The sequence below is a fragment of the Micromonospora sp. NPDC049049 genome (assembly GCF_040649115.1).
In the GTDB taxonomy this organism is placed as follows: Bacteria; Actinomycetota; Actinomycetes; order Mycobacteriales; family Micromonosporaceae; genus Micromonospora.
Genome location: NZ_JBEZEX010000002.1, coordinates 74,264 through 98,257, shown reverse-complemented (window position 1 = coordinate 98,257; position 23,994 = coordinate 74,264). Strand labels below are relative to the sequence as shown.

General features: G+C 71.3%; 19 protein-coding genes and 1 pseudogene. 15 read left to right on the top strand and 5 right to left on the bottom strand.

The genetic code is table 11. The annotated features are described in order from the left end of the window. Positions 1-36 precede the first annotated feature (36 nt). The gene (locus tag AB0B68_RS02820; protein ID WP_357203820.1) at positions 37-501 is read left to right on the top strand and encodes a hypothetical protein; all 465 of its coding nucleotides are present in this window, start codon (positions 37-39) and stop codon (positions 499-501) included. A 58-nt stretch (positions 502-559) separates the two neighbouring features. Here the strand turns inward: AB0B68_RS02820 and AB0B68_RS02815 are convergent, their stop codons facing one another. After that, positions 560-2,869, bottom strand: a complete 2,310-nt coding sequence (locus tag AB0B68_RS02815; protein WP_357203841.1) for a glycosyl hydrolase family 65 protein — start codon at positions 2,867-2,869, stop codon at positions 560-562. A 263-nt stretch (positions 2,870-3,132) separates the two neighbouring features. Here AB0B68_RS02815 and AB0B68_RS02810 point away from each other — a divergent pair, with 263 nt between their 5' ends. Next, a complete protein-coding gene (locus AB0B68_RS02810; RefSeq protein WP_355004752.1) occupies positions 3,133-3,762 on the top strand; it encodes a phosphatase PAP2 family protein in 630 nt (209 codons plus the stop codon). Positions 3,763-3,778: 16 nt separating this feature from the next. On the opposite strand, the gene AB0B68_RS02805 is transcribed toward AB0B68_RS02810, so the two are convergent. Continuing rightward, entirely contained in the window at positions 3,779-4,456 is a 678-nt protein-coding gene (locus tag AB0B68_RS02805) for an A24 family peptidase (RefSeq protein WP_357257749.1), read from the bottom strand. Between the two features lie 796 nt (positions 4,457-5,252). Between AB0B68_RS02805 and AB0B68_RS02800 the strand changes: the two genes are divergently transcribed. From AB0B68_RS02800 to AB0B68_RS02745, 12 genes and pseudogenes are all read left to right on the top strand, one after another. Then, positions 5,253-5,819, top strand: coding sequence for a hypothetical protein (locus tag AB0B68_RS02800; protein ID WP_357203822.1), 567 nt, complete (start codon positions 5,253-5,255; stop codon positions 5,817-5,819). Further along, positions 5,813-6,748 carry a hypothetical protein gene (locus tag AB0B68_RS02795; protein ID WP_357203824.1) on the top strand — a complete coding sequence of 312 codons (936 nt, stop codon included), beginning with the start codon at positions 5,813-5,815 and terminating at the stop codon, positions 6,746-6,748. Before AB0B68_RS02800 ends, AB0B68_RS02795 begins: the two co-directional genes overlap by 7 nt. Then, entirely contained in the window at positions 6,745-7,404 is a 660-nt protein-coding gene (locus AB0B68_RS02790; protein WP_357203826.1) for an SAF domain-containing protein, read from the top strand. Before AB0B68_RS02795 ends, AB0B68_RS02790 begins: the two co-directional genes overlap by 4 nt. A gap of 2 nt (positions 7,405-7,406) precedes the next feature. After that, entirely contained in the window at positions 7,407-8,207 is an 801-nt protein-coding gene (locus tag AB0B68_RS02785; RefSeq protein WP_355004748.1) for a ParA family protein, read from the top strand. Further along, entirely contained in the window at positions 8,197-9,738 is a 1,542-nt protein-coding gene (locus tag AB0B68_RS02780) for an ATPase, T2SS/T4P/T4SS family (protein WP_357257585.1), read from the top strand. The genes AB0B68_RS02785 and AB0B68_RS02780 overlap by 11 nt, the downstream gene beginning before the upstream one ends. 4 nt (positions 9,739-9,742) lie before the next feature. After that, positions 9,743-10,645, top strand: a complete 903-nt coding sequence (locus AB0B68_RS02775; RefSeq protein WP_357203831.1) for a type II secretion system F family protein — start codon at positions 9,743-9,745, stop codon at positions 10,643-10,645. Between the two features lie 55 nt (positions 10,646-10,700). Then, positions 10,701-11,573 (top strand): type II secretion system F family protein, encoded by an 873-nt coding sequence (locus AB0B68_RS02770; protein ID WP_357257583.1) that lies wholly within the window; start codon positions 10,701-10,703, stop codon positions 11,571-11,573. 24 nt (positions 11,574-11,597) lie between these two features. Beyond that, positions 11,598-11,801 carry a hypothetical protein gene (locus tag AB0B68_RS02765; protein WP_124859831.1) on the top strand — a complete coding sequence of 68 codons (204 nt, stop codon included), beginning with the start codon at positions 11,598-11,600 and terminating at the stop codon, positions 11,799-11,801. 5 nt (positions 11,802-11,806) lie between these two features. After that, positions 11,807-12,250 (top strand): TadE family protein, encoded by a 444-nt coding sequence (locus AB0B68_RS02760; RefSeq protein WP_357203835.1) that lies wholly within the window; start codon positions 11,807-11,809, stop codon positions 12,248-12,250. Next, on the top strand, positions 12,247-12,714 hold the full coding sequence (locus AB0B68_RS02755) for a TadE/TadG family type IV pilus assembly protein (protein ID WP_357203837.1): 468 nt from the start codon (positions 12,247-12,249) through the stop codon (positions 12,712-12,714). The genes AB0B68_RS02760 and AB0B68_RS02755 overlap by 4 nt, the downstream gene beginning before the upstream one ends. Beyond that, positions 12,711-13,160 carry a pilus assembly protein TadG-related protein gene (locus AB0B68_RS02750; protein WP_357257581.1) on the top strand — a complete coding sequence of 150 codons (450 nt, stop codon included), beginning with the start codon at positions 12,711-12,713 and terminating at the stop codon, positions 13,158-13,160. Before AB0B68_RS02755 ends, AB0B68_RS02750 begins: the two co-directional genes overlap by 4 nt. A gap of 14 nt (positions 13,161-13,174) precedes the next feature. Beyond that, positions 13,175-14,212 (top strand): annotated as a pseudogene (locus tag AB0B68_RS02745) (LysM domain-containing protein); the annotation flags it as partial. A gap of 1,114 nt (positions 14,213-15,326) precedes the next feature. Here AB0B68_RS02745 and AB0B68_RS02740 read toward each other — a convergent pair. Beyond that, entirely contained in the window at positions 15,327-16,181 is an 855-nt protein-coding gene (locus AB0B68_RS02740; RefSeq protein ID WP_357257579.1) for a Rieske 2Fe-2S domain-containing protein, read from the bottom strand. A 185-nt stretch (positions 16,182-16,366) separates the two neighbouring features. On the opposite strand from AB0B68_RS02740, the gene AB0B68_RS02735 reads away from it, so the two are divergent. Continuing rightward, positions 16,367-17,167: a crotonase/enoyl-CoA hydratase family protein gene (locus tag AB0B68_RS02735; protein WP_357207950.1), complete on the top strand. Its 801-nt coding sequence runs from the start codon at positions 16,367-16,369 to the stop codon at positions 17,165-17,167. Between the two features lies 1 nt (position 17,168). On the opposite strand, the gene AB0B68_RS02730 is transcribed toward AB0B68_RS02735, so the two are convergent. Then, on the bottom strand, positions 17,169-20,855 hold the full coding sequence (locus AB0B68_RS02730) for a discoidin domain-containing protein (RefSeq protein ID WP_357257577.1): 3,687 nt from the start codon (positions 20,853-20,855) through the stop codon (positions 17,169-17,171). Positions 20,856-21,042: 187 nt separating this feature from the next. Further along, positions 21,043-23,940: a discoidin domain-containing protein gene (locus tag AB0B68_RS02725; protein WP_357257575.1), complete on the bottom strand. Its 2,898-nt coding sequence runs from the start codon at positions 23,938-23,940 to the stop codon at positions 21,043-21,045. Between the last annotated feature and the right edge of the window lie 54 nt (positions 23,941-23,994).

Sequence of the window (23,994 nt, the reverse complement as noted above, 5' to 3'; positions counted from 1 at the left end):
ACGGTGAGGGCGCCGACTCAACGAGGAGGGACGCCGATGACCGCTCAGCGCGAGACCGTGCAGGTCGACAACGACCTGTTCCGCGCCGTGTACGACTCGCCCGCATCACTGCCCGGCCGACACCGCTGGACCACCCCCGAGTCGGACGTCCGGCGGCTGGAGAAACTGCTCGGCATGCCGGCGCGCAGCATCGGCGCCCCGCTCTGGGTCAGCGGCGACGAACCTGACTGCCCGAAGTGCCGCCGACGGGTCACCTGGTACGACATCGTCTCGTCGGCGCTCTCCGGCCTGCACGACAAAGCCATGATCGCCACGGTCATCCTGGGCGAGCGCAAGTACGTCAACACCGAGATCCCGGACGCCATCGCCGGGGTGCGCTGCTCCGACTGTCACACAGCGATCGACGGTCTGCGCAGCTTCAAGTGCCACAACTGGGCGTACGCCTTCGAGGCGCTGGAGGCCGTCCGCGAGCGGATGACCGGCGGTCCCGCCCCGACCTGAGCTGGAGCCCGCGCCGACTCGGGACGAAGCCGCGCCGGCCCGAACCGGTCGGGGCGACTCAGTCGGCTGAGCGGCGGGTGGGGCGGCGGCCGGGCGGGGAGGGCGGTTCCGGACCGGGGTCGGGCACCGGCGGCATCGGTCGGGTGACCGGTTCGGCGCCGGTGACCCGCAGCGACTCGCCGTGGTGCAACAGCTCGACCTCGGCATCCGCGGCGGCGTCGGGCAGCTCGTAGCGGGCCTCGGCCGGAGTCAACGTGACCCGCAGCCGGTTGCCGCGCCAGCGCAGGCTGAACGCCAGCCTGTCGATCCGGCGCGGCAGCCGGGGGTCGAAGGAGAGCATCCGCCGGTCGTCGCGCAGCCCACCGAAGCCCTGCACCAGCGCCAGCCACGCGCCGGCCAGCGAGGCCAGGTGCAGACCGTCGGCGGTCTTGTCGCCCAGGTCGGCCAGGTCCTGAAGGACCGACTCGGCGAACAGGTCGTACGCCAGATCCAGGTGCCCGACCTCGGCGGCCAGTACGGCCTGCGGGGCCGCCGACAGCGACGAGTCGCGGACCGTGCGGGCCTCGTAGTAGGCCAGGTTGCGGGCCTTCTCGTCGGCGGTGAACTCACCGGGGCAGAGCTGCATGGCCAGCACCAGATCGGCCTGCTTCACCACCTGCTTGCGGTACAGCTCCAGGTACGGAAAGTGCAGCAGCAGCGGGTAGTCGTCGTCACCGGTGTTCGCGAAGTCCCACTCGGGCTGTTCGGTGAAGCCGGCGGCCTGCTGGTGCACCCCGCGCTCGCTGTCGTACGGAATGGCCATCGCGTCGGCGGCGGCCCGCCAGCCGGCCACCTCGTCGAGGTCCACGCCGAGCCGGTCGGCCAGCTCAGGATGCCCCTCGGCGGCGTCCGCCGCGCCGCGCAGGTTGCGCCTCGCCATCAGGTTGGTGAACACGTTGTCGTCGACCAGCGCGGCGTACTCGTCCGGGCCGGTCACCCCGTGCAGGTGGAAGCCGCCCTCGTCCGACCAGTGGCCGAAGCCGTGCCAGAGCCGGGCGGTCTCCACCAGCAGTTCCAGCCCCGCCTCGGCCAGGAACCGCTGGTCGTCGGTGGCCGCCAGGTAGCGCAGCACCGCGTCGGCGATGTCGGCGTTGACGTGCAGCGCTGCGGTGCCCGCCGGCCAGTAGCCGGAGCTTTCCCGGCCGCCGATGGTGCGCCACGGGAAGGTCGCGCCGGTCAACCGCAGCTCGGCGGCCCGCTCCCGCGCCTCGGGCAGGTGGGCGTGCCGCCACCTCAACGCCGAGCGGGCCACCGCCGGGGCCAGGTAGGTGAGCACCGGCAGGACGTAACTCTCGGTGTCCCACAGGACGTGCCCGTCGTAGCCGTTGCCGGTCAACCCCTTGGCCGAGATGGTCCGGTCGGAGTCCGGGCGACCGGCCTGGATCAGGTGGAACATCGCGAACCGAACGGCCTGCTGAAGCTCCGGATCGCCGTCGAGCCGCACGTCGGCGACCTGCCAGGCCGCGTCGAGGGCGGCGCGCTGGTCGGTGAGCAGGGCGTCGAAGCCGTCAGCGCGCGCCGCGTCCGCCTCGGCGGCGACCAGGGCGGCCAACTCGTCGGCGGGCGTCGCGTCGACCGTCGCCCACTCGTAGGCGGCGAACTTCGTCAGCCGCAACCGCTCCCCCGGGTGCAGGCGACCCGCCACGGTCAGCCGTACCCGGTCCGGGGTGCAGTCGCCGCTGGTCGTCACAGTGCTCGGACCTTCCAGCAGGTGACTGACCGCCACCGCCACACGCTGGCCGCTGCGCTCGGTACGGTGCACCAGCACGCCGTCGTGGCCGGTCGCACGGTACGTCTCGGCGGTCAGCGGGTCGCTGGGCACCGAGGCGGCCCGAGGGTCGTCCGAACGCTCCGGCACCTTCTCGTTGGCCAGCAGGTCCGAGCTGACCCTCAGCTCGACGGCGGTGTCCAACGGCTCGACCTCGTACCGGACGGCAGCCACCGGGCGACGCGGCAGGGACACCAACCGGGTGCTGCGGATGCGTACGCCCCGCCCGGCCGGTGAGATCCACTCGGTCTCCCGGCGCAGCACGCCGGTACGAAGATCGAGCACCCGTTCATGGCTGCGCAGCGACCCGGTCCGGAGATCCAACGGCTCGTCGTCGACCCAGAGCCGGATCAGTGCGGCGTTCGGTGCGCTGATGACGGTGTCGCTGGCCGGCGGGAACGCGTACCCCTCCTCGGGATAGCTCAGCTCACGCCGCTCGTGGAAGCCACTGACGTAACTGCCCGGCATCCCGCACGGGGCACCCTCGTCGAGCACCCCACGCCAGCCGATCCACCCGTTGCCCAACGCGAAGATCGACTCGGTCTCGCCGAGCCGGTCCATGTCGGCCTCCGTGCGCCGGATCCGCCAGGTCTCGTCGTCTGCGGTAGCGGCGGTGGGCTGCGGTTGTTCGGTGGCCGAACCGGTCTGCACGAAGCCTCCTGTGAATGTCGACGTCCTCCTGTAACAGGCAACCAGAGCCGGCTGTGCGAATCCTGGACGAAGGTCGTGCAGCCCACCCGACCTTCGACAGGAGCAGTGCCCTCTGCCGCGTTCCTAGGGTGTTCCCAGGGTGAACGGGGTATGAACGTGAAGTGAGGTGATGCATGGTCGACAACGGCAGCATTGACGTTCCGGAGATCAGCGCCGAGTGGTACAGCGACGTCGTCGACGCCGCCGCCGGTAGCCCAGAGCCGGTGCAGTGGTTCGTCGGGCACGCCACCGAGGGGGTGATCCTGCTACTCGGCGCGCTGCTGGTGATGGCCGCGCTGAGCCGCCGTTCCGGCGGCCCGCACGACCGGGCACTCGCCCTGATCGCGCCCGTGCCGGCCGTCCTGGCGTACGTGGGCAGTGAGTTCCTCAAGACCGTGGTGGACGAGGATCGCCCTTGCCGGTCGATCGGTCGGGAGATCATCGCGGGCGTCTGCCCACCGCCGGGCGACTGGTCGTTCCCCAGCAACCACGCCACCATCGCCGGCGCGCTGGCGGTCACCACGTTGCTGCTCTCCCGCCGACTCGGCCTGATCGCGCTGCCCCTGGCCGCGCTCGGCGCCTTCTCACGGGTCTTCGTGGGCGTGCACTACCCGCACGACGTGATCGCGGGTGTGCTGCTCGGCGCCCTGGTCGCCGTGGTGCTCACCCCGTTGCTGGCCCGCCCAACCAGCGAGGTGCTCCGCCGCCGGGCCAACCGTTCCGGCAGCCCGGCCCCCAAGCTGGCCAGCCGATCCCGCCCCTGACCAGCGACGAGGCGGGTCAGGTCGCCAGCAGGAGTGCGGCAGTTGTGCCGAGCAGCAGGAACGGGCCGAACGGCAGGTGGGTGCTCCAGTTGGCGCGGCGGGTGGCCAGCAGGACCAGACTCACCACTGCGGAGAGCCCGAAGGTGAGCACCAGCCCGAACAGCAGCACCGGCCAGCTGTACCAGCCGAGCAGCGCACCGACGCTGAGCGCCAGCTTGGCGTCGCCCAGCCCGAAGCCGCGGCGGCCGAGCAGCACAGCGGTGCTGGCGAAGAAGAGCGCCAGCCCGGCGCCGCCGATGACGGCTCGCAGCCAGTGCCCCGGGTCGGCGTCGAGCGCGGCCACGCCGAGCAGCAGCCAGGTGCCGGCCGCCGCGGGCAGTGTGAGCCGGTCCGGCAACCGGTGCACGGCCAGGTCGACGAGGATCGCCGGGATGGTCCAACCCAGCCACCAGATCAGCGCCGGCAGCGCCCCGCCCGGCGGACCGGCGATCGCCAGCAGCACCGCCACCGCGAGCAGTGCCAGCTCGACGGTGGCCGGCGGTGGGCCGACCCGGGCCCGGCACCGACCGCACCGGGCCGCCGGGCCCAGCGCCGGCCAGGGGTGGGGCAGGCCGACCGGCGCGCCGCAGGCGTCGCAGCCACTCCGGCTGGGCAGACCCGGGGGTACGGCGTAGCGCAGCGCCGCCAAGCGCATCAGCGGACTGATCGCGAGGATCGCGAACACTGTCGAGACCCGGGTGCGTGCCACCGCCGAGGCGGGGTCGACCGGTCGTTCGCGCGGCGGAGCGGGCGCCGCTTGGCCTGCGGGGGCCGTCGTGGCACCGGACGGCCGGGGTGCCGGACTCCGATCGGGTCGGTCTTCCCGACCGGGGGTGGCCGCCGGGGGGCCGGTCAGCGCCATGTCTCCTCCATTGCGGCTGACTGCTCCCCTGCGACGGTGAACACGGATCGTGATTGCACGCTCGCTGCGGTGTAGCGGATGGCGCAGAAAGCGACCTGCCGACCCGAGCCAGCGCGGGCGCTTTCGACCAGTTCCGCGTCAGGCGTGCCGTTGGACGAGGCAGCCCACCGACGGGGTGCCGACGTCGGTCGAATGCCGGGATGAGACCGCGATGTCCCACTCCCGCGACCGGTGACGCGACTGCGGTGAACCCGTCCGGCCCGGCGACGCCCCATCAATAACGACAGTTCGCTCGCCCATTGCCCGGGGGGCATTGTCGACACCTGCCACCACCACCTGCCATCACGCTGAGTGTTCGCTTGAATTGCCTCTGTTGCATCGGCGAGCGTCAGCCTATGCTCGCCCCTTGGGTGTGACGCAAGCCTCACCTTCACCATCGGACGACACAGGACCCCCAATTTGTAGAAGATCCGTAACGGTGAATGCAGAAGCGCAATGAACGCTCCGGATGTGCTGATCCGGGCGCGCTTCCGTATGCCCGACGGCGGTGAACCCTCACCACTCCGGGCGACCACGAGGAGGCTCGACGGTGCGCGGAAGGCAGCTCAGAAGAGCGGCAATCTGCCTGCTGGTGGGCGTGGCGGCGATTCCGGTCACTGCCTGCGCCAGCGGACGGGAAGCGGTCGAACGGCCGACGGAAGTCCGCGACAACGGACCCCGGACCGATTCCGACGTCGAACGACGCACTGCCGAAAAGGCGGCACTTGACGCGTACTCCGGTTATCTCGCGGCCTCGCGCACGGCCGGCCTGCGCAGTGATCCGCGATCGCCGGAACTGTCCCGTTTTCTCGGTGATCCACTTTTGACTCGGGTCCGGGTGTCCATTCGCGAGGCCAAGGAGCACGGCGCTATGCGTACCGGGACGTTCAAGTCCGACCCGACCGTGACCGCCGTCAGCCTGGACGCGAAGCCGGCCACGGTGGAGATCCAGGACTGCCTGGACACGACCGGCTACCGGCTGGTCTACGCCAAGGACAAACGCGCTGTGCCGGGCAGCGGTGGCGGCAGACACCTCTCCACCGCCACCGCGACCCGATATCCGAACGGTCGCTGGCTGATCAACTACGGCGCGACGCACCGGGACCAGCCGTGCTGAGCCGGGCCGTGACAACCCGACGCGCGCTCGCCGGGATCGGCCTCACGCTCCTGCTGGTGGTGGGTGCAGCCCCGCCGGCCACCGCCGCCCTACGGGCCGACCCGGGAGCCGGCTGCCCGCCCGACCAACCCGACTGCAGTGTCTGGGACGACGAGCCCGGCAACCCCGGTGACCCCGGCGGCGGCGGGGACAACGGTGGGGGCGGGGACGACGGGGGCGGCGGCGGGAGCGGCGTCTGCCAGTGGAACGGGCGGACCATCCCCTGCTACGACGAGGACCTGGGCTGGTTCAACAGCGGCGACGGGTGCTACTACAAGCTGACCGAGGGGCCGGTCGAACCCCCCGAGGGTGAGCAGTGGTACCTGCAAACCTGCAACGGCGGCGACCTGGGTGCCCAGGAGGTGGTGTCGTTGGCCGACCCGCCGGCCGGCTTCGGCGCACCGCCGGACCCGGAGGAGCTGGCCCGTCGCGCCCTGGCGTCGATCAGTCTGCTGCCGGCCCGGCTGAAGGTGGCACCCCGAAAGAGCATCGGCCCCGGCCTGGTCGGCCTGCCCGTCTGGATGTGGGCAACCCCGGGGAAGAACTACTTCGGTCCGCTCTACGCCGACGAGTCCGACCGGGGTCTGACCGTCTACATCGAAGCGAAGGTCGACCGGATCGACTGGGACATGGGCAACGGCGAGACGGTCCCCTGTTACAGCGCCGGCACCGAGTACAAGGCCACAGGCACCCGGGCGGGTTCCACCTCCCCGGACTGCGGCTATGACAAGGGCTACCCGAAGGCAGACACCTACGACGTCACCGCCACCACGCACTGGACGGTGAGCTGGTGGACCAACAGCGACGCCACAAGGCGGGTGATCCCGCAGACCCGGAGAAGCGGCATCGTGCAGATCCAGATCAACGAACTCCAGGTGGTCACCAGATGAGCCTCGCGACGCGCAACGGAACCCCGTCGGTGGACGCACCCGTCAACCCGCCCACAGTGGTCCGCCAGCGCCGGGTCCGTCCCGGGCTGCTCGGTCTCGCCGTCCTCCTGATCGCGCTGGGCGGGCTGGGCGCGGCCTTCGCGGTCACCTCCGTACGAGCCACCGGCAGCTATCTGGCGGTCGCGCGACCGGTCGAGGTCGGCCGGGAGATCAGCGCGGCCGACCTGGTCACCGTGCAGGTCGCCGGCGGCCAGGGGTTGCGCCCGGTGCCCGCCGCACGGCTCGACGAGGTGGTCGGCAAACGGGCCGCTGTCGCGCTGCTTCCGGGCACGCTGCTCACCCTGGGACAGGTCACCGACGACCCGCTGCTCGGCCCCGGCCAGCAGCAGATCGCGCTCGGCCTGAAGACCGCCCAGGTGCCGGCCCGCGAACTGCACCCCGGCGACAAGGTCCTGCTGGTCAGCACCCCGGACAACGATGCCGACGAAGACACGGCCGCCACCGGCACCCGGTTCGCGGCCACCGTCATCGACATGGTCAGCCCGGCCAACGACGACAGGGTCCTGTACCTGGCGCTACTGACCCGTGATGTGCCAGCGGTGGTGGCGCTCGCCGCACAGGAACGGCTCGCCGTCGTACTGACCGAGGCGGCCTGAGCATGGCGATCATCGCGCTGGTGTCCGCGAAGGGTTCGCCCGGCGTCACCACCTCGGCGCTGGCCTGCGCGCTGGCCTGGCACCGGCGGCTGGTGGTAGCCGAATGCGACCCGGCCGGCGGCTCGATCCTCGCCGGATACCTCGGCGGCCAGCTGGACGGCCCACGCGGCATCGGAGAGCTGGCCGTCGGCGAGTTGCGCGACGGCAACCTGGAGACCGCGTTCTGGTCCCAGTTGGTCGACCTGGACGCCCCCCGCCGGGAACGACTGCTGCTGCCCGGCCTCGTGGACCCGGCCCAGAGCGGCAGCGTCACCCCGCTCTGGCAGCGCTTCGCCGACTACTTCGACGCCCTCGACCGTGGCACCCCCGGCTATGACGTCCTTGTCGACTGTGGTCGGCTGCACGTGACCGGGCCTCCCTGGCCGGTGCTGCGGGCCGCCTCGGTGGTGCTGTTGGTGACCCGGGCGAACCTGCCGGACCTCTCCGGCACCCGCGCGGTGGTCACCGCGATCGAACGGGACTTCGCCGAGCACCGGGTGCCCCCGGGCACCCTGCGGCTGCTGCTGGTCGGCGACGGGCACGGGCGGGCCGAGATCAGCCGCGCCCTGAAACTGCCCGTCATCGCACGGCTGCCGCACGATGCGCGTACCGCCGGGGTGCTCGCCCTGGGCGGGACCGTGCGGGCCGGTCGGCCGCTGATGCGCGCGGCGGCGGCGCTGGAAGTCCCGATCGGGTCGCTCCTGGAGCGGCGACGGGCCCGGTTGGCGTGGCCCGTGCAGCAGGGGGTGCCGGATGCGGTTTGAGCCGGTCTCCACCGATCCGCGCCAGCAGCCACCGGCAGTGACCTCCACCGCGCCGCCCCTGGCCCTGCCGAACGGCCGGCACCACCAGTCCGGGCCGCAGCCGCCGTCGCCGCCCGCGACCAACCCGCCGCCCGAGTCGCCACCTCGGGCCCGGATGGACTTCCAGGTGGTTCGGGAGCTGCGCCGCGAACTCACCGAACGGCTCACCGTATGGCAGCGCGGCCGGGAGTTCACTGTCGACGAGGAGGACACCGAGCGGGCCCGGCTCGCCGTCACGGTGGTCGCCGCGTACGCGGACTCGGTGCGCCGGTCCGGCACGCCGATGGCCGCCGGCGACGAACGCATGCTGCTCGACCAGGTGACCGCCGAGCTGGTCGGGCTCGGCCGGCTACAGACGCTGCTCGTCGACGACACCATCGAAGAGGTGCACATCCTCGGCTGCGACCAGGTACGCATCACCCGGCACGGCGGTGGGGTGGACTGGGCCGAGCCGATCGCCGACAGCGACGCCGAGCTGGTGGAGATCCTCCAGGCAGCGGCCCGTCGGGCGGGCGCGACCGAGCGGTCCCTCTCCACAGTGAAACCCACCCTCGACCTGCAACTGCCCGACGGCAGCCGGCTGGCCGCGGTGTTCCTGGTCAGCCACCGCCCGTACGCGGTGATCCGCAAGCACAACACCCTGGACGTGAGCCTCGACGACCTCGCGGGCGCCCGAGGTGACCTGGACGAGATGATCGACCCGCTGCTGCGCGACTTCCTCCGCGCCGCGATGCGTGCCGGTCTGAACATCATGGTCGCCGGGTTGGCCGGTGCCGGAAAGACCACTGTCATCCGCGCGCTGATGAACGAGATCCCGCAGGATGAGCCGTACGTGCTGCTGGAGGAGAGTCGGGAGCTGCTCCCGGCCCGCCGCCGGGAGCGACACCGGGCGGTGATGAGCTTCGAGGCCCGGGAGGGGCACGGCGAGCGCGGCTTCGACGGCCGCCCGGCCGGTGAGGTGACCATCGCCGACCTGATCCCGTTGTCCCTGCGGATGGGCGTCCTACGGATCATCGTGGGTGAGGTGCGGTCCCGGGAGATCGTCCCGATGCTCCAGGCGATGACCACCAGCCGGGGGTCGATGTGCACCATCCACGCCCGTACCGCCGCCGGTGTGGGTGAACGGATCGTCGAGCTGGCCCTGGCGCACGGCCGCGAGATGACAGTCGACCAGGCCCGGCGGATGGCCGGCAACGCGCTCGACCTGATCGTCTACGTCACCGTCGAGGACGAGACCGCGATCGGCGGGCGGAAGCACCGGTTCGTCTCGCATGTGGAGGAGGTGATCGGGGCCGGCGAAGCCGGTCGGATCACCACCACCACCGTCTTCGGGCCCGGCCCGGACGGTCGCGCGGTCCCCCGGCACCTGCCGGAGCGGGTCCGCGACCAGTTGCTGCGGGTGGGTTACGACGCGCGGCTGCTGACCCGGTGGGTCGAGGCCGGTGCTGGTGCCTGGCGGCGACCTCGGCAGACCCGACTGGCCCGGCGGTGACCTGATGTTCGACAGCCTTGAGTTGATCGCGGTGGTCTCCGGCGCCGCCTGTGTGGCCGGGCTACTGCTGGCCGTGGTCGCCCTGGTCGGCACCCGTCGACCCCCCGGGCCAGGGCCGGGCAGCGGGCCGGGGCTGAGCCGACTGTGGCGCGGGCCGGGCAGCACACCGGCCGAGCAGCGGGCCTATCAGGCGCTGCTGGTCGCCGCGCTGGTCGCCGGCGCGTTGGCGTTCCTGCTGACCGGGTTGCCGGTGGTGGGCCTGCTGGTGGCGGTGGCGGTGCCCGGCACCCCGTGGCTGTTCGGAGTCGGCAAGGCCGAACAGCGGGCCATCGCCCGGATCGAGGCGGTCGGCGAGTGGACCCGCCGACTCAAGGACGTCTCCGGCACCGGGCAGGGCCTCCAGCAGGCGATCATCGGCACGATCGGCAGCGTCCCACCCGGCGTCGAGGACGAGGTACGGCTGCTCGCGGCCCGCCTCCAGGCCGGCTGGATGGCCCGCTCCGCCCTGCTGGCGTTCGCCGACGAGATCGCCGACCCGGTCTGCGACCAGGTGGTCGCGGCGTTGATCCTGCACCTGTCGGACCGGGGTGAGCGGCTGGGTGACGTGCTCGGCTCGATCGCCGGCGCGGCGTCCGCGGAGGTGGCCACCCGGCGGGAGATCGAGGCCAAGCGCACCCAGCCCCGGTTCGCGGTCCGCTTCCTCACCGGGATGACGCTGGCGACCCTGGCGTACGGGCTGATCAACACCGAGTACATCAGGCCGTACGGCACCCCGGTGGGTCAGCTGGTGATGGCCGCCCTCGGCGCCGCCTTCATCGGCCTGCTGGCCTGGGTGCGGTCGATGAGCCAGCCGCAACGGCCGGCCCGGTTCCTGCCGGCGCCCAACCCGAGCGAGGTGATCGCGTGAGCGCGAGGAGTGCAGCGCAGCGGAGCCCCGCAGTCGCGAGCGAGAGGCGGCTCGCGTGATCGTGAACTGGCAGTTCGCCCTCGCGGTCTGCGGTGGCGCCGGGATCGGTCTGGGTGTGTTCCTGGTGGTCCGGGAGCTGGTGCCGGCGACACCGGCGCTCGGGCCTGCGCTGCGCCGGCTGCATCAGCCGCCGGGCACCGGCCGGGTGTCCACGCCCGCGTCCCGGCGACTCGACTGGCTGAGCGGGACGTCCCGCTGGATGCGGCCGCCGCAGATGCAGCTCGCCCTGATCGGTCAGACGCCCGAGCAGTACGCGTTGTCGGTGCTGCTCTCCGCGCTGATCGGGTTGGCCACACCGACAGTGCTCGGGGTGGTGCTGTGGTCGCTCGGCATTCCGTTCCCGCTGGTGGTGCCGGTGTTGGGCAGCCTCGGCCTGGCGTTGCTGGCCGCCCTGCTGGCGCACCGCGCCGTACTGACCAAGGCTGCCGCCGCCCGCGACGAGTTCCGCCAGGCGGTCTGTACCTACCTCGACCTGGTGGCGTTGCAGCTCTCCGCGGCGCACGGGCCGGTGCAGTCGCTGGAGCGGGCGGCTGCGGTCTGCGACGGCTGGGTGTTCGACCGGCTCCAGGAGTCGCTGCGGATCGCCCAGATGCAGATGCACGCGCCCTGGGACGAACTGCGCGACCTCGCCGACAAGATCGGCATTCCCGAGTTGGGCGACGTCGGCGCGATCATGCGTTCCTCCGGCAGCGAGGGCGCGCAGGTGCACGAGACGCTGCGCAGCCGGGCCGACTCGCTGCGCGACCAGATCCGCACCGACAACCTCGCCCGCGCCGAGGGGATCACCAGCAAGCTCGACATCCCGGGCGCGCTGCTCGTCTTCGTGCTGCTCGGGTTCGTCCTCTATCCGTTCATCGCCCGTGTCTGACCCCGCCCCCTGAAGGAGAACGCCATGTCCATCCTCAGCTACCTGCACGTCGTGGTGACGACGCGCCTGGCCGAACTGCGCCGCGATGGTGAGCGCGGCGACAGCCCGGTGCCCACCGCGGTGATCATCGCCGGTCTGGTCGGGGTCGCCATCGCCGTCACCGCCCTGGCCCTGACCAAGGCCAACAACTGGATGACCAACATCCCGAACTACACCGAAACGAAGTAGCTGGCGTGCGTCGAGCCGCGTACCCGAGGTGGAGCCGGGCGGTCACCGCCGCCCGGCGCCGCCTCGCGGCCGGCGACCGCGAGCGGGGCGCCAACCCGGTGGAACTCGCCGTGATGATGCCGCTGATCCTGGTGCTGCTCTTCGCCTCGATCCAGGTCGCGGCCGTCTTCCTCGCCCGCTCCACCGCGTTGAACGCCGCGCAGAGTGGCGTCAACGCGCAGCGGACGTACCAGGCGGGCAACGGTGCCGGGGTGGAAAGCGCCTCCCGCTTCCTGAAGGGCGCCGGCGGCTGGCTGGTGGGCTGGGAGAAGGCCGGGCCGACCTGCGAGACCACCACGACCGACGTGACCTGCACGGTCAGCGGCCGGTCCCTGTCCGTGGTGCCGGGCGTGGACTTCGCAATTCAGCAGACCGCCCATGGAACGGTGGAGAGGGTGACACCGCCATGACCCGTACCGCCGAGCGGGGCTCGGTCTCCATCGAGGTGGCGGTCCTCGCGCCCGCGTTCATCGCGCTGATGGTGCTGGCCGGCGTGGTCGGGCGCAGCGCCGTGGCAGCGGAGACGCTCCAGGCCGCAGCGCACGACGCCGCCCGGGCCGCCTCGATCTCCCGGGACTCCGACACCGCCCGGAAGAATGCGCTGGAAGCCGCCCAGGACCAGCTGGACTGGCATGGCCTGGCCTGCGCCAACGACCTGGACCCGACGTTCACCGGCAAGTCGCCCGGCAATGCCTCCAGCTTCGACGATGCCTTCAGCAGCTCGGTCGGGTCGAACGCCACCGTGACGGTGAAGATCAGCTGCCTGGTGTCCTTCAAGGACATCACCCTCGGCATCCTGCCCGGGATGAAGAGTGATCGGCTGATCACCGCGGAGTTCACCTCCCCACTTGACCGTTACCGGAGTCGGCAATGACGGCGGCCACGTCGGCTGCCCGGCCCTCGCGGGCAGGTGAGCACGGCCGGGTGAGCATCTTCCTCGCCGTGACGATGATCGGCGTACTTGCCATCATCGGCCTCTCCTTCGACGCCGCCGGGCAGCTCCGCACCCTGCAACACGCCCAGAACCTGGCCGCCGAGGCGGCCCGGGCCGGCGGTCAGGCCATCGACCGGGCCACCGCCATCGAGGGCGGGCCGAAGCGGATCGACGAGCCGGAGGCGCGCAAGGCGGTGGCCAACTACCTGAACGCCGTGAAGACCGCAGGCCACACCGTGAACTTCCCCGATGTCGACGGGGAGACCCTGATCCGGGTGACCGTCTCCATCACCTACCAGCGCGCCATGATCGGGCCGTTCATCCAGGAGAAGACGGTCACCGTCACCGGCGAGGCGACCGCGCGTGCCATCACCGCAACACCGTAGGAAGGAAGGCAGCCATGCCCGTATCGGGTGGGTCCGTCGTACGGCGGACCGGACGGATCCTCACCGGCATTGGCGCGCTGGCCGTGCTCCTGGTGCTGCTGGTCGGCGCGCCGATCGCGCTGCTGGCCTTCGCCGGTAACCCGCTGCCCGATCACCTCCCCACGATCAGCGAGGTGGGCACCGCGCTGACCAGTCGGGACGACGGTCAGCTCTTCCTACGGGCGTTGGCCCTGGCAGGGTGGTTCGGCTGGGCCACGTTCGCCTTCTCCGTCCTCGTCGAACTGGGCGCACAGACCCTGCGCCGGCCGGCGCCGAAGCTGCCCGGGATGGGCCGCCAGCAGAAGGCCGCCGCCGCGCTGGTCGGCTCGGTCGCGCTGATCCTGATCGCCAGCCCGGCCGCCGCCAGCGCCGCAGCGGTCTACAACACTCCGGTGTACGCGAGTCCGAGCGCAACGTCCGTCGTCACCACCCTGGCCGCGCCGAGCCGAGCCGCGACGACACCAGACACGGCAGCGCCGGTAGCCCGGGGCGGCCTGCTCGGCCTGGCCGGGACGGGGCTGGCCGCACCAGGCGCCTCGGCGGCGAACGACGAGCCCGCGCCGGTGTACCGGGTGGCCCGGGGCGACTACCTCGGGGAGGTGGCCGAACGGTACCTGGACGAGTTCGACGACTACCGACAGCTCGCCAAGCTGAACAAGCTCGACGACCCGGACCGGATCCGCCCCGGCCAACTGCTCCGACTGCCCACGGAGGCCGCCGACCAGGGGTCCCGGCAGCACGCCACCGGTCGGCTCGTCGACAGGCCCGCGGCACCGAAGCCGCCCGCGCCCCGGCCGGCGCCCGAGCGGGCCGCACCGCCGCGGGTGGCCCCGGCACCACCCAGCGGTACGGAGTCAGCGGGCCAACAACCAGCGATGACGGTCGGTGCAGCCCGGGTCGGTCCCGCCGATCGGGTGAACCGCCCGCTGGCGGTCTCTGCCGTGCTGGCCGTGGCGAGCATCGTCGGCGCTCAGATCGGCGCAGTCCTGGGGCTGCGCCGCCGTCCAGCCACCGCAGGGGCGGCTCCTCGACTGGCCGCGTCCTCCCGCACATCACGCCGCGGCGCAGGCCGAAGCGGTGCAGGCACGGGCCGAAACGGTGGCTCGGGTCGAAGCAGTGGCACGGGCCAGGGTGGCAGTAGCTCGGGTCGAAGCAGTGGCTCGGGTCAGGGTGGCAGTGGCTCGGGCCAAGACAGTGGCGCGGGCCGGCGTGGCGGTGGTGGGGCGGCCGGGAGCGGTGCCGCCTGGGCTGCCAGCCGGGCGGCGGCGGCGATCGAAGGCCCGGCGACACCACACGGCGGCGCGACACCGGGCGGGAGCGACTTCGCACCTCGCGGCGGAGGGACGACGCCTGTCGGCAGTGGGTTCGCACCTCTCGGCAGTGGGGTGACGCCCGCCAGTGGGGTGACGCCCGCCAGTAGCGGGGTCGCACCTACCGGCAGTGGGGCGATGCCCGCCGGCAGCGAGGTGGCACCCGCCGGCAGCGGAATGGCTTGGCCCGGCAGCACGGCATTCCCGGGCAGCGGGATGGCACTCTCCGGCGGCACGGCACCCCATGGCGGCGGAATGACGGCCGCCGGCCCTGCGGGCTGGGGTGGTGACGAGGGGTGGGCCGGTGCTGGCGGCGAGGGCGGGCTGTTCGACGGCGGGCACGGCCTGGACTCGGTACCGGACGGTCCGCCGGTCGGCCGACACCGACGCACCTGAGCGGCCCGCACGCCACGCCACGCCGCGCCTGCGACGCGGCTGGCCACCCCCGGTCGGCGGCGTCCACCGGACTCACGCCGCGCCTGCGACGCGGCTGGCCACCCCCGGTCGGCGGCGTCCGCCGGACCCCACGCCGCGCCTGCCACGCGGCCGGCCACCCCACGCTGGACCTGGTTCCTTCACGTCGCGCCGATCGCGCCGAGGCGGTCTGGTCACGTCGCCCTGGCGGGGCGGCCGGGGCGACGTCCCGAAGAGCGTGATGTCTGTGAGTCATCATGATGACTCACAGACATCAGTGTCGGAGGAGTTACCGCCTTGGGGCGCGGAGCATCTGCGTGAGGTGAGGCCTCCCGACGCCGGAGGCGCCCGGACCGGGCCACGGCGCGGGCGGGCCAGCGCGGATCGGGCCAGCACTGGCGGGTCAGGGCAGGCGGGTCTGGAGCACGCCGTTCTGGATTCGGGTGGGCAGGATCTGCTGGTCGTTGCCGGAGGGCCCCTGTACGACCTCGCCGCCGTTGAGCCGGAAGGCGCTGCCGTGCCACGGGCAGACCACGCAGGCGTGGCCGTCGATCTCCTGCACTTCACCCTCGCCGAGCGGCCCGCTCTGGTGCGGGCAGCGCTCCAACATCACTGTCACCTCGTCACCGTGCCGGTAGAGGATCACTGAGATGTCGTCGTCCACCTCTCGGGTGATCAGGGTGCGTTGCGGCAGCGTCGCCATGTCGGCCAGCGAGTGCCAGCCATCGGTCATCCGGTGCAGCTCGGAGACGCTCTGGTTGACCTGCGCCCCCTGCTTGTACGCCAGGTGACCCCCGATGTACGCGCCGAGGCTCACCGTGGAGAGCCCGAGGAAGCCGAGGGCGCGACCCATTCCGTGGCGGCCGGACAGCCGGGCGGCCAGCGAGCCGGCGTAGAGCGTCATGCCGACGGTGTTGGCGGCGGCGTGCACCAGGCCGACCCGGCGCTGGTCCCGGGCGAGTGCCGCCCAGTCGTTCAGACCGGCGACGGCCGCCGGCAGCGCGCTGACGGTGCCCAGCCCGACCAGCACCGTGGCGGGCCGGCGCTGCCCGGGCATGAGGTCCAGCACCGCGGCGCTGATCCACGCGCCGACCGGGACCTGCACCATCGCCGGGTGCAGCGGATGCCCGAGGGTCACCCCGTGCAGCAGGTCGCGCAGCCGACGTGGACGTAGCGTCCCCAGGACGACCTTCTGCATCCGGTCACCCGCACGGTCCAGCCGGGAATCCTGCTCAACTTTCGTCAAAAGTGCTCGCACGAGTACCGACTTCCCGGCGTTCGCCGTCGCAAACCGGCCAGCGGCGACAAACCTGCCGCATCACCCAGGCCGCCGATCTTGCAGTTTGTGCTCACAAAATCCTGGTCACAGGGGGCGAATCGGCAACCCAAAGTGCAAGATCGACGGGGATTGTGGGGGTGGGGCCGGGCCGGCATGCTGGCGGGATGGGTGTACGGGTGGAGCGGGTCGGGGCGGTCACCACTGTGGTGCTGGACCGGGCGGACGCGCGGAACGCCGTGGACGGTCCTACTGCTCGGGCGCTGGCGGACGCGTTTCGGGCCTTCGAGGCTGATCCGGACGCGTTGGTGGCAGTGCTCTGGGGCGCCGGTGGGACGTTCTGCGCCGGCGCCGACCTCAAGGCGATCGGCACACCGAGCGGCAACCGGGTCGAGCCCGAGGGGGACGGCCCGATGGGTCCGACCCGGATGACGCTCAGCAAACCGGTGATCGCGGCGATCTCCGGGTACGCGGTGGCGGGCGGGCTCGAACTGGCGCTCTGGTGTGACCTGCGGGTCGCCGAGTCCGACGCGACACTCGGGGTCTTCTGCCGCCGCTGGGGAGTGCCGCTGATCGACGGTGGCACCGTCCGGCTGCCCCGGTTGATCGGCGAGAGTCGGGCCATGGACCTGATCCTCACCGGCCGGCCGGTGCCGGCCGACGAGGCGTACTCGATGGGGTTGGTCAATCGGTTGGTGCCACCCGGCCAGGCGCGGGCCGCGGCCGAGGAGTTGGCGGCGGCGATCGCCCGGCATCCGCAGACCTGCCTGCGCAACGACCGCGCCGCGCTGCTGGCCGGTACGGGACGACCCGAGCCGGAGGCGCTGGCGACCGAGTTGGCGTACGGGATGGATTCGCTGGCCACTGACGCGGCGGTCGGCGCGGCCCGGTTCGCCGCGGGCGAGGGCCGACACGGCGCGACGCCGCCGGGAGGGTGGGTCCCCCCGACGGCGTCGGCTACCGGGTGAATCAGTTGCGGTTGATGGTGAAGGTCGTCGTGGGGTTCTGGATGTCCACGGCGTTGTTGCTCAGCCGCAGGTTGTTGAAGGTGACCGACCCGACGGCCGGCCCCTGCCCCGCCTCCGGCATGGGGTTCGCCCAGATGGCGAAGCCGGACTTCGCGTCGTAGGCGTCCCCGCTCTTCCGGGCACCGCTGATCGAGACGTTCGTGAAGACCGTGTCGGTGATCGGGTTCTGCGGCTGCCCACCGACGTAGTTGGTCTGGAACATGATGCCGCTGTAGGTCGGATCGATGATGTCGACGTCGCTGACCCGGATGCCCTGGAACACCTTCGAGGCGGAGAAGACCCAGATCGCCGGGAAGGTCTGCCCACCCCAGAAGTGCCCACCGGCCCGCACGATCGAGATGTTCTCGAACCGGGTCGGCGGGTTGGCACCGAAGCCGTTCATCGGGTAGCCGAAGTCGAGCGAGCTGATGGTGATGCCCGAGTAGACCAGGGTGTCCGCGATGTAGATGTTGCGGAACGTATTGCCGTAACCGCCGTACACGGCGACACCGGCGGCCCGCCAGGTCAGGGTCGAGGTCAGGTTCTCGTAGATGTTGTCCTTCATGTCGGCGCCGCCCGCGTCGATGGCCGAGAACAGCGCGAAGCTGTCGTCGCCGGTAGCCCGGGCGTCGTTGTTGCTGACCAGGTTGTTGGTGCTCCCGTTGGTCATGTTGATGCCGTCGGCGAACATGTTCCGGATCCGGGAGTTCTTGATCGTCATGTAGTCGGTGTTCGCGCCCCAGTAGAGGCACACCATGTGCTCGTTCCAAATGTTGTCGATCACGATGTTCGACACGTTGGCGAAGTCGAACACCTTGCCCGGACCGTCGATCCGGGAGGTGTAGTTGCCGAAGTAGGCGAAGTTCTTGAAGGAGGAGTTCGCCGCCGAGTTCTCGGCCCGGAAGCCGATGTCGGTGTTGTCCTGGCCCGACGGAGCGTTGAACCGGGTGTACCAGGGTCCGGCACCGGTCACCTGGACGGCCTTGCCGTACACCTGGAACTTGGACGAGGTGGAGTAGTTACCAGCCGGCAGGTACACCCCGACCAGGTTGCCGGTGGTGTCCATCCGCACCCGGTCCAGGGCGTTCTGCACGTCCTGGTGGGTGAAGCCGGTCGGCGTGGTGTAGCGCGCCGGGTCCGGGTTGGCGATCGGCGCCACCTGCTCCGTGTTGATGAAGTCGATGGCGTACGTGGTGGTGTTGGCCGGGTCCTTCTGAAGACGGATCTTGCTGCCAGCCGGGACGGTGGAGTTGAGCATGACGTTGGCTTCGTCGTAGATGTGCCGCGGTCCGCCCGCGCTCGGCGAGTTGCCCGGGCTGGCCTCGCTGCCGTAGAGCCAGGCGTACCGGGACGTCAGGTCGATGGCCTTGTGGAAGGTGCCGTTGACGTAGACGTTCACTGTCGAGTTGATTCCACCGCCGCCCGGCGCATCCGGGATGGAGAAGCGGGTGACCAGCGTGTTGGTGCTGGCTCGGGTGGTGAACTCGACGTAGCTGCCGGTCGAGTTGAGGGTCACCGCCCGCCGGCCGGACGCCTCGCCGGCCAGGTCGCCGATCTCCCGGTTCGGCCCGACGACCGCCGCGCCGCCGCCGACGACGCCGTCCTCGGCCTCGTACATGTCGTACGGCATGTTGGCACCGCGACCGACGAAGAGCGGCCGGTCACTGGTGTTGTTGACCTGCTTCACCGGCAGCTCGTTGCCGTCCACGGCGAGCACCACCCGGACGGTGTACTTGCCGTTCGCGGCGGTCCAGGTGCCCAGGCTGATCGGGCCGACCGTGGCACCGGCGTTGATCACGCCGGAGTAGGAGCCGGTCAGGGTACGGACCACGGTGCCGGACTCGTTGAGCACGGTCAGGGTGATGCCGTGCGCACCGGAGGCGGAAGCCTGGTTGCCGGCGTTGCGGACGGACACGGAGAAGGTCACCGTGTTGCCCGCCGACGGGTTGCCGGGCGACCAGGCGACCGCCGAGGCGACGAGGTCGGAGCTGGCGACCGCGGCGACGACCAGCGGGCTGGGGTTGGTGTAGCTGTTGTTGGTGTCGTCCTGCTCGACGACGGTGTTCGACTCGTCGACCTTGGCGCTGAGCGGGTAGCTGCCCGAGTCCCGGGTGCCGATGCTGGCGCTGACAGTGGTCGAGGCACCGGCAGCGAGACCGCCGACCGAGGCCGTGCCCACCCGGGTGGAGCCCAGGTAGAAGTTGACGTTGGTCGCGCCGGAGGCCGCCGAGCCCGCGTTACGTACCGTCGCGGAGAGCGTGATGGTGCTGGTCTCCACTGGTGCGGACGGGCTGAACGACATGCCGGTCACGGTCAGGTCCGGGTTCGGGGCCGGGGTGCCGAAGACCTGGAACTCGGCCACCTGACCGGCCGGGGCACCGGTGTTCGAGGCGATCGAGAGCCGTACGTCGGCCGCCGCGCCGGAGACCGGGATGGTCACCGTGTTGCCGCTGCCCGGGTTGAAGCTGTAGTTCGCCGCGCCGACCAGGGTGGTGAAGCTCGACGAGCCCTGGTCCCGGCCGAGCACAGTGATGTTCTGGGTACGCGCGCCCCACGCCGAGTCCGGGTTGAGCTTCACGACGACCTGGCTGAGGGTGGCGTTCGCGCCGAGCTGCACGGTCAGCGTGCTCGGGTTGCCGTTGCCCTCCCAGTAGGTGGCCACGTTGTTGTCGTTGGCGTTGGCGGCCACGAACGTGTGCACGAACCCGGAGGCGCTGATCGGCTTGCCGATCGCCAGGTTGGAGCCGGTCGGCGGGTTGCCGGTGCCGGTCCGGGTCACGGTGTTGCTGTTCGCCGACTGGTTGCCGGCGGCGTCCTTGGCCCGCACGTAGTACGACACCGTGGCGCTGTCCGCCTGGCTGTCGGTGTACGTGAGCGTCGAACCGCTGACGCTGCCGCGCAGCGCACCGTTGGCGTAGACGTCGTAGCCGGTCACCCCGACGTTGTCGGTCGACGCCGACCAGGCGAGCCGGATCTGCCCGCTGGCCGGCTGGGTGTAGGCCAGGTTGCCCGGCACGCTGGGAGCCTGGGTGTCGGTGCTGCCGGTCGCGCCGTACACCTCGACCTCGGACAGCTGGGCGGCCGGCCAACCGGTGTTGCCGGTGACCTCCACGCGTACGTAGCGGGTGCTGGCGGCGGTGAAGCTGACGGTCGCGGTGTTGCCGCTGCTCGGGTTGAAGGTGTAGCCGGCGGACGCCTTCAGGGTGGTGAAGGACGAACCGTTCGTCGAGCCCAGGATCGACAGCGTCTGCGTACGGGTCTGCCAGTCCGACGCGGGTGGCAGCTTGAGCACCACCCGGTCCACGCTGACAGTGGCGCCCAGGTCGGCCTGGATCCACTGCGGGAACGCGTTGTTGGCGCTCTCCCAGTAGGTCGACGCGTTGCCGTCGTTGGCGTTGCCCGCCACGTAGTTCTGGTTGTAGCTGCTGGCGGTCATGGTGGCGGAGAGCCCGGCGAGCATGGCCACGCGGGCGGCGGCTGCGGACGGGTCGGCCGCCGGTGCCGCGCTCGCCATGGGGGTGACGACCGGGGCGGTGGCGAGGAGCACGCCGGCGAGTACGCCGGCGAGCAGCCGTCGGTGGCCCGTGCGGGAGACGGGATTGTGCGCGCCGGTTGGCGGCGTGCCTCGTCTGGTGCCGTTACTGGACATGGGGTCGCTACACCTCTTTCGGGGGTGGGTGTGGGTGCGTTGCCCGGCGACGGGTGCAGGGGTACGCCCGTCGTTCCGCGACAGGTGGGGGACGGTGCTGGGTGGGACGGGTTGGACGGCCGGCGCGGCGTTGCGCCGGGACGCCCGGACCGGGTGCCCCCGCCCGGTCCGGGCGGGGGCACCGGACCTAGCTGGAGTAGATCTCGAACTCGCTGAGCTGGCCGGCTGGCCAGCCGCTGTTGCCGGTGACGGTCAGCCGCAGGTACCGCTGGGTGGTCGCCGTGAAGGTCACGGTGACCGTGTTGCCGCTGGCCGGGTTGAAGCTGTAGCCAGCGGACGCCTTCAGCGTGCTGAACGTCGACCCGTTCGTGGAGCCGAGCACCGCCAGTGTCTGCGTACGCGTCTGCCAGGCCGATGAGGGTGGGAGCTTGAGCACGACCCGGGACACCGACCGGTCGGCGCCCAGGTCCACCGTCAGCGACTGCGGGAACGCGTTGTTGGCGCTCTCCCAGTAGGTGTTCGCGTTGCCGTCCACCGCGTTGGGTGCGGCGTACACGTCGGAGTGGCTGGTCTCGGTGATCGACCGTCCGGCCGCGAGGTTGCCGCTGGGCGGCGGCGTGGTCGGGGGCGGCGTGGTCGGGGGCGGTGTCGTCGGCGGCGGGGTGGTCGGCGGCGGGGTGGTCTGGGTGCCGCCGTACACCTCGACCTCGGAAAGTTGCGCGGCCGGCCAGCCGCTGTTGCCGGTGACGGTGACCCGGATGTAGCGGCGGTCACCGGAGGGCAGCCCGATCGACACCGTGTTGCCCGAGCCGGGGGCGAAGACCCGACCGGCGGACGACGCCAGGGTGCTGTAGGACGAACCGTCGGTGGAGCCGAGCACCGACAGGGTCTGGGTGCGTTGCTCCCAACCGCTGGGCAGCTTGAGCACCACCCGGTCGACCGACCGGGACGCACCCAGGTCGATGGTCACCGACTGGGGGAAGGCGTTGTTGGCGCTCTCCCAGTACGTCGACGCGTTGCCGTCCACCACGTTGGCGGCCGTGTAGCTCTGGTTGGTGCTGGTGGCGGTCGTCGACCGGCCCAGCGCCAGGTTCCCGCTGGTCGGGGGCGGCGTGGTGGGCGGTGGGGTGGTCGGCGGCGTCGTGGTCGGGGGCGGGGTCGTGGTGGGCGGCGGCGAGGTGGGTCCGCCACCCCACTGGGGGTCCGGCCACGGGCCGCAGTACGGGGTCGGGGTGTACCAGCCGGAGTTGCCGGAGCCCTGGGTGATCTGGAAGCCACCGCCCACGCAGTTGTGCATCGGGTTGCTCTGCGCGATGTTGGTGGCCCGTACGTTCGTGAAGGACACCTGGCTGGGTGCCTGCACCTGGAGCGCGTACGTGCCGGCGCCGTCGATCCGTACGTTGGAGAGGTTGATGCCGCTGGTCTGACCCTCGATCCAGTGCAGCGCCGCGTACGAGCTGTCCAGGATGTCGGTGTCGGTGATGTTGATGGTGGCCTGCTGGAACGACTCGTTGAGGGCGGAGAACCAGATCGCCCCGACGCCGAAGTTCCAGTTGTAGTCCGAGTTGCCGTTGCGGATCAACGTGTTCCGGGCGATCGTCCAGGTGCCCCGGACCGCGGTGTCGCCCTGCACACCCGGATAGCGGTTCGCGACGTGGATGCCGCCGCCGTTGGTCAGCGAGTCGGCGGTCACGTTGTCGGTGATCTTGATGTCCCGACCGCCGTAGCTGACCAGGTGGTTCGCCAGCAGGGTCACACCGATGGTGTTGTGGGTGAACGAGTTGTTGACGTTCGGGACGCTCTGCGCCCACATCGCCAGCGCGTCGTCACCGGTGTTGCGGACGAACGTGTTCGTCACCGTCGAGTTCGTCACCCCGGTGTGGAAGTTCACCCCGTCCGCGGTCTGGTCCAGGATCCGGCTGTTGCGGATCGTGAAGTTGTCCATCGGGCCGTCCATCCACGCCCCGACCTTCGTGTTCTCCAGCCAGAGGTTGTCCACCACCGAGTTGGTCATCGCCCCGCCCAGGGCGTTGACCTGGTCGTCGTCGACCCGTTCGCGGATGTCGCCGATGATGGCGAAGTCCCGCAGCGTGACGTTGCGGCTGGGCCCGTTCGCCTCGTGCGAGCGGACCGGGCCGGTGTAGCCGCCACCGGGGACGTACTTGCCGTAGATGCCGACGGACCTGTTCCGCTCGGTGGGGTGCCGGCCGCCGAGCACCGAGTACCAGGGGCCCGCGCCGCGCAGAGTCACCCCGTCGACCACCACGTGATCCCAGAGGGTGAAGGTGCCGGTCGGGATCCAGACCGCCCGGCCCTGCGCCTTGCCGGCGTCGACAGCCGCCTGGAACTTCGCCGTCGAGTCGGTCGCGCCGCTCGGATCGGCCCCGAAGTCGGTGACCACGTCGATGACACCGGAGGGCTTGGCGATCGGCGCGACAAGCTCGAAGTCGGCCAGGTCGATGGTGAACGTGGGCGACTGCGCCGTCGAGGAGACCTGGAGCCGGATCTTCGTGCCGGCCGGCTGGGTGCTGCCGAACAGCGCCCGGGTCTCGTCGTAGAAGTGGTGCGGGTTGGTGTCACCCGGGTTGTTGTTGAACGGGTATCCGCCGTAGTACCAGCCGTACTTCGACGTCACCGGGACCGACTTCAGCAGGTTGCCGTTGGCCCGCAGGTCGATGGCGGCATCCCGGCCGGTGCCGGCCGAGTTGTCCGGCAGGCTGTAGCGGAAGGTGACAGCGTTGGCCGGGGCGGTGAGGGTGAACTCGACGTACTCACCGACGGCGTCCAGGGTGACCGCCTCCCGGCCGGACGCCTCGGACGGCAGCGTGCCGTAGCGCCGGTCCGGGCCGATCTTCGTGCCGTTGTGGGCGGCCTTCTCCGCCTCGTGCTCGATGAACGGCACAGTGGCGCCCCGGTTGGGGATGTCGAAGGGGGACAACCCCGCCGCCGAGGCCGGGGTCGCGGTGCCGGTGACCGCGAGGATGGTCATCGAGGTGGCGGCGAGCACTGTGGCGGAGATGGCGGCCAACAGTGCCCTGGTCGGGTGTCGAAGGTGGTGCGGGGTGCCGGTGGTGTGGTTGGCCATGAGCTGCGCTCTCCCTTTCGTCAGGCAGGCCAGATCCCCCCGTGTCGGTGCGGT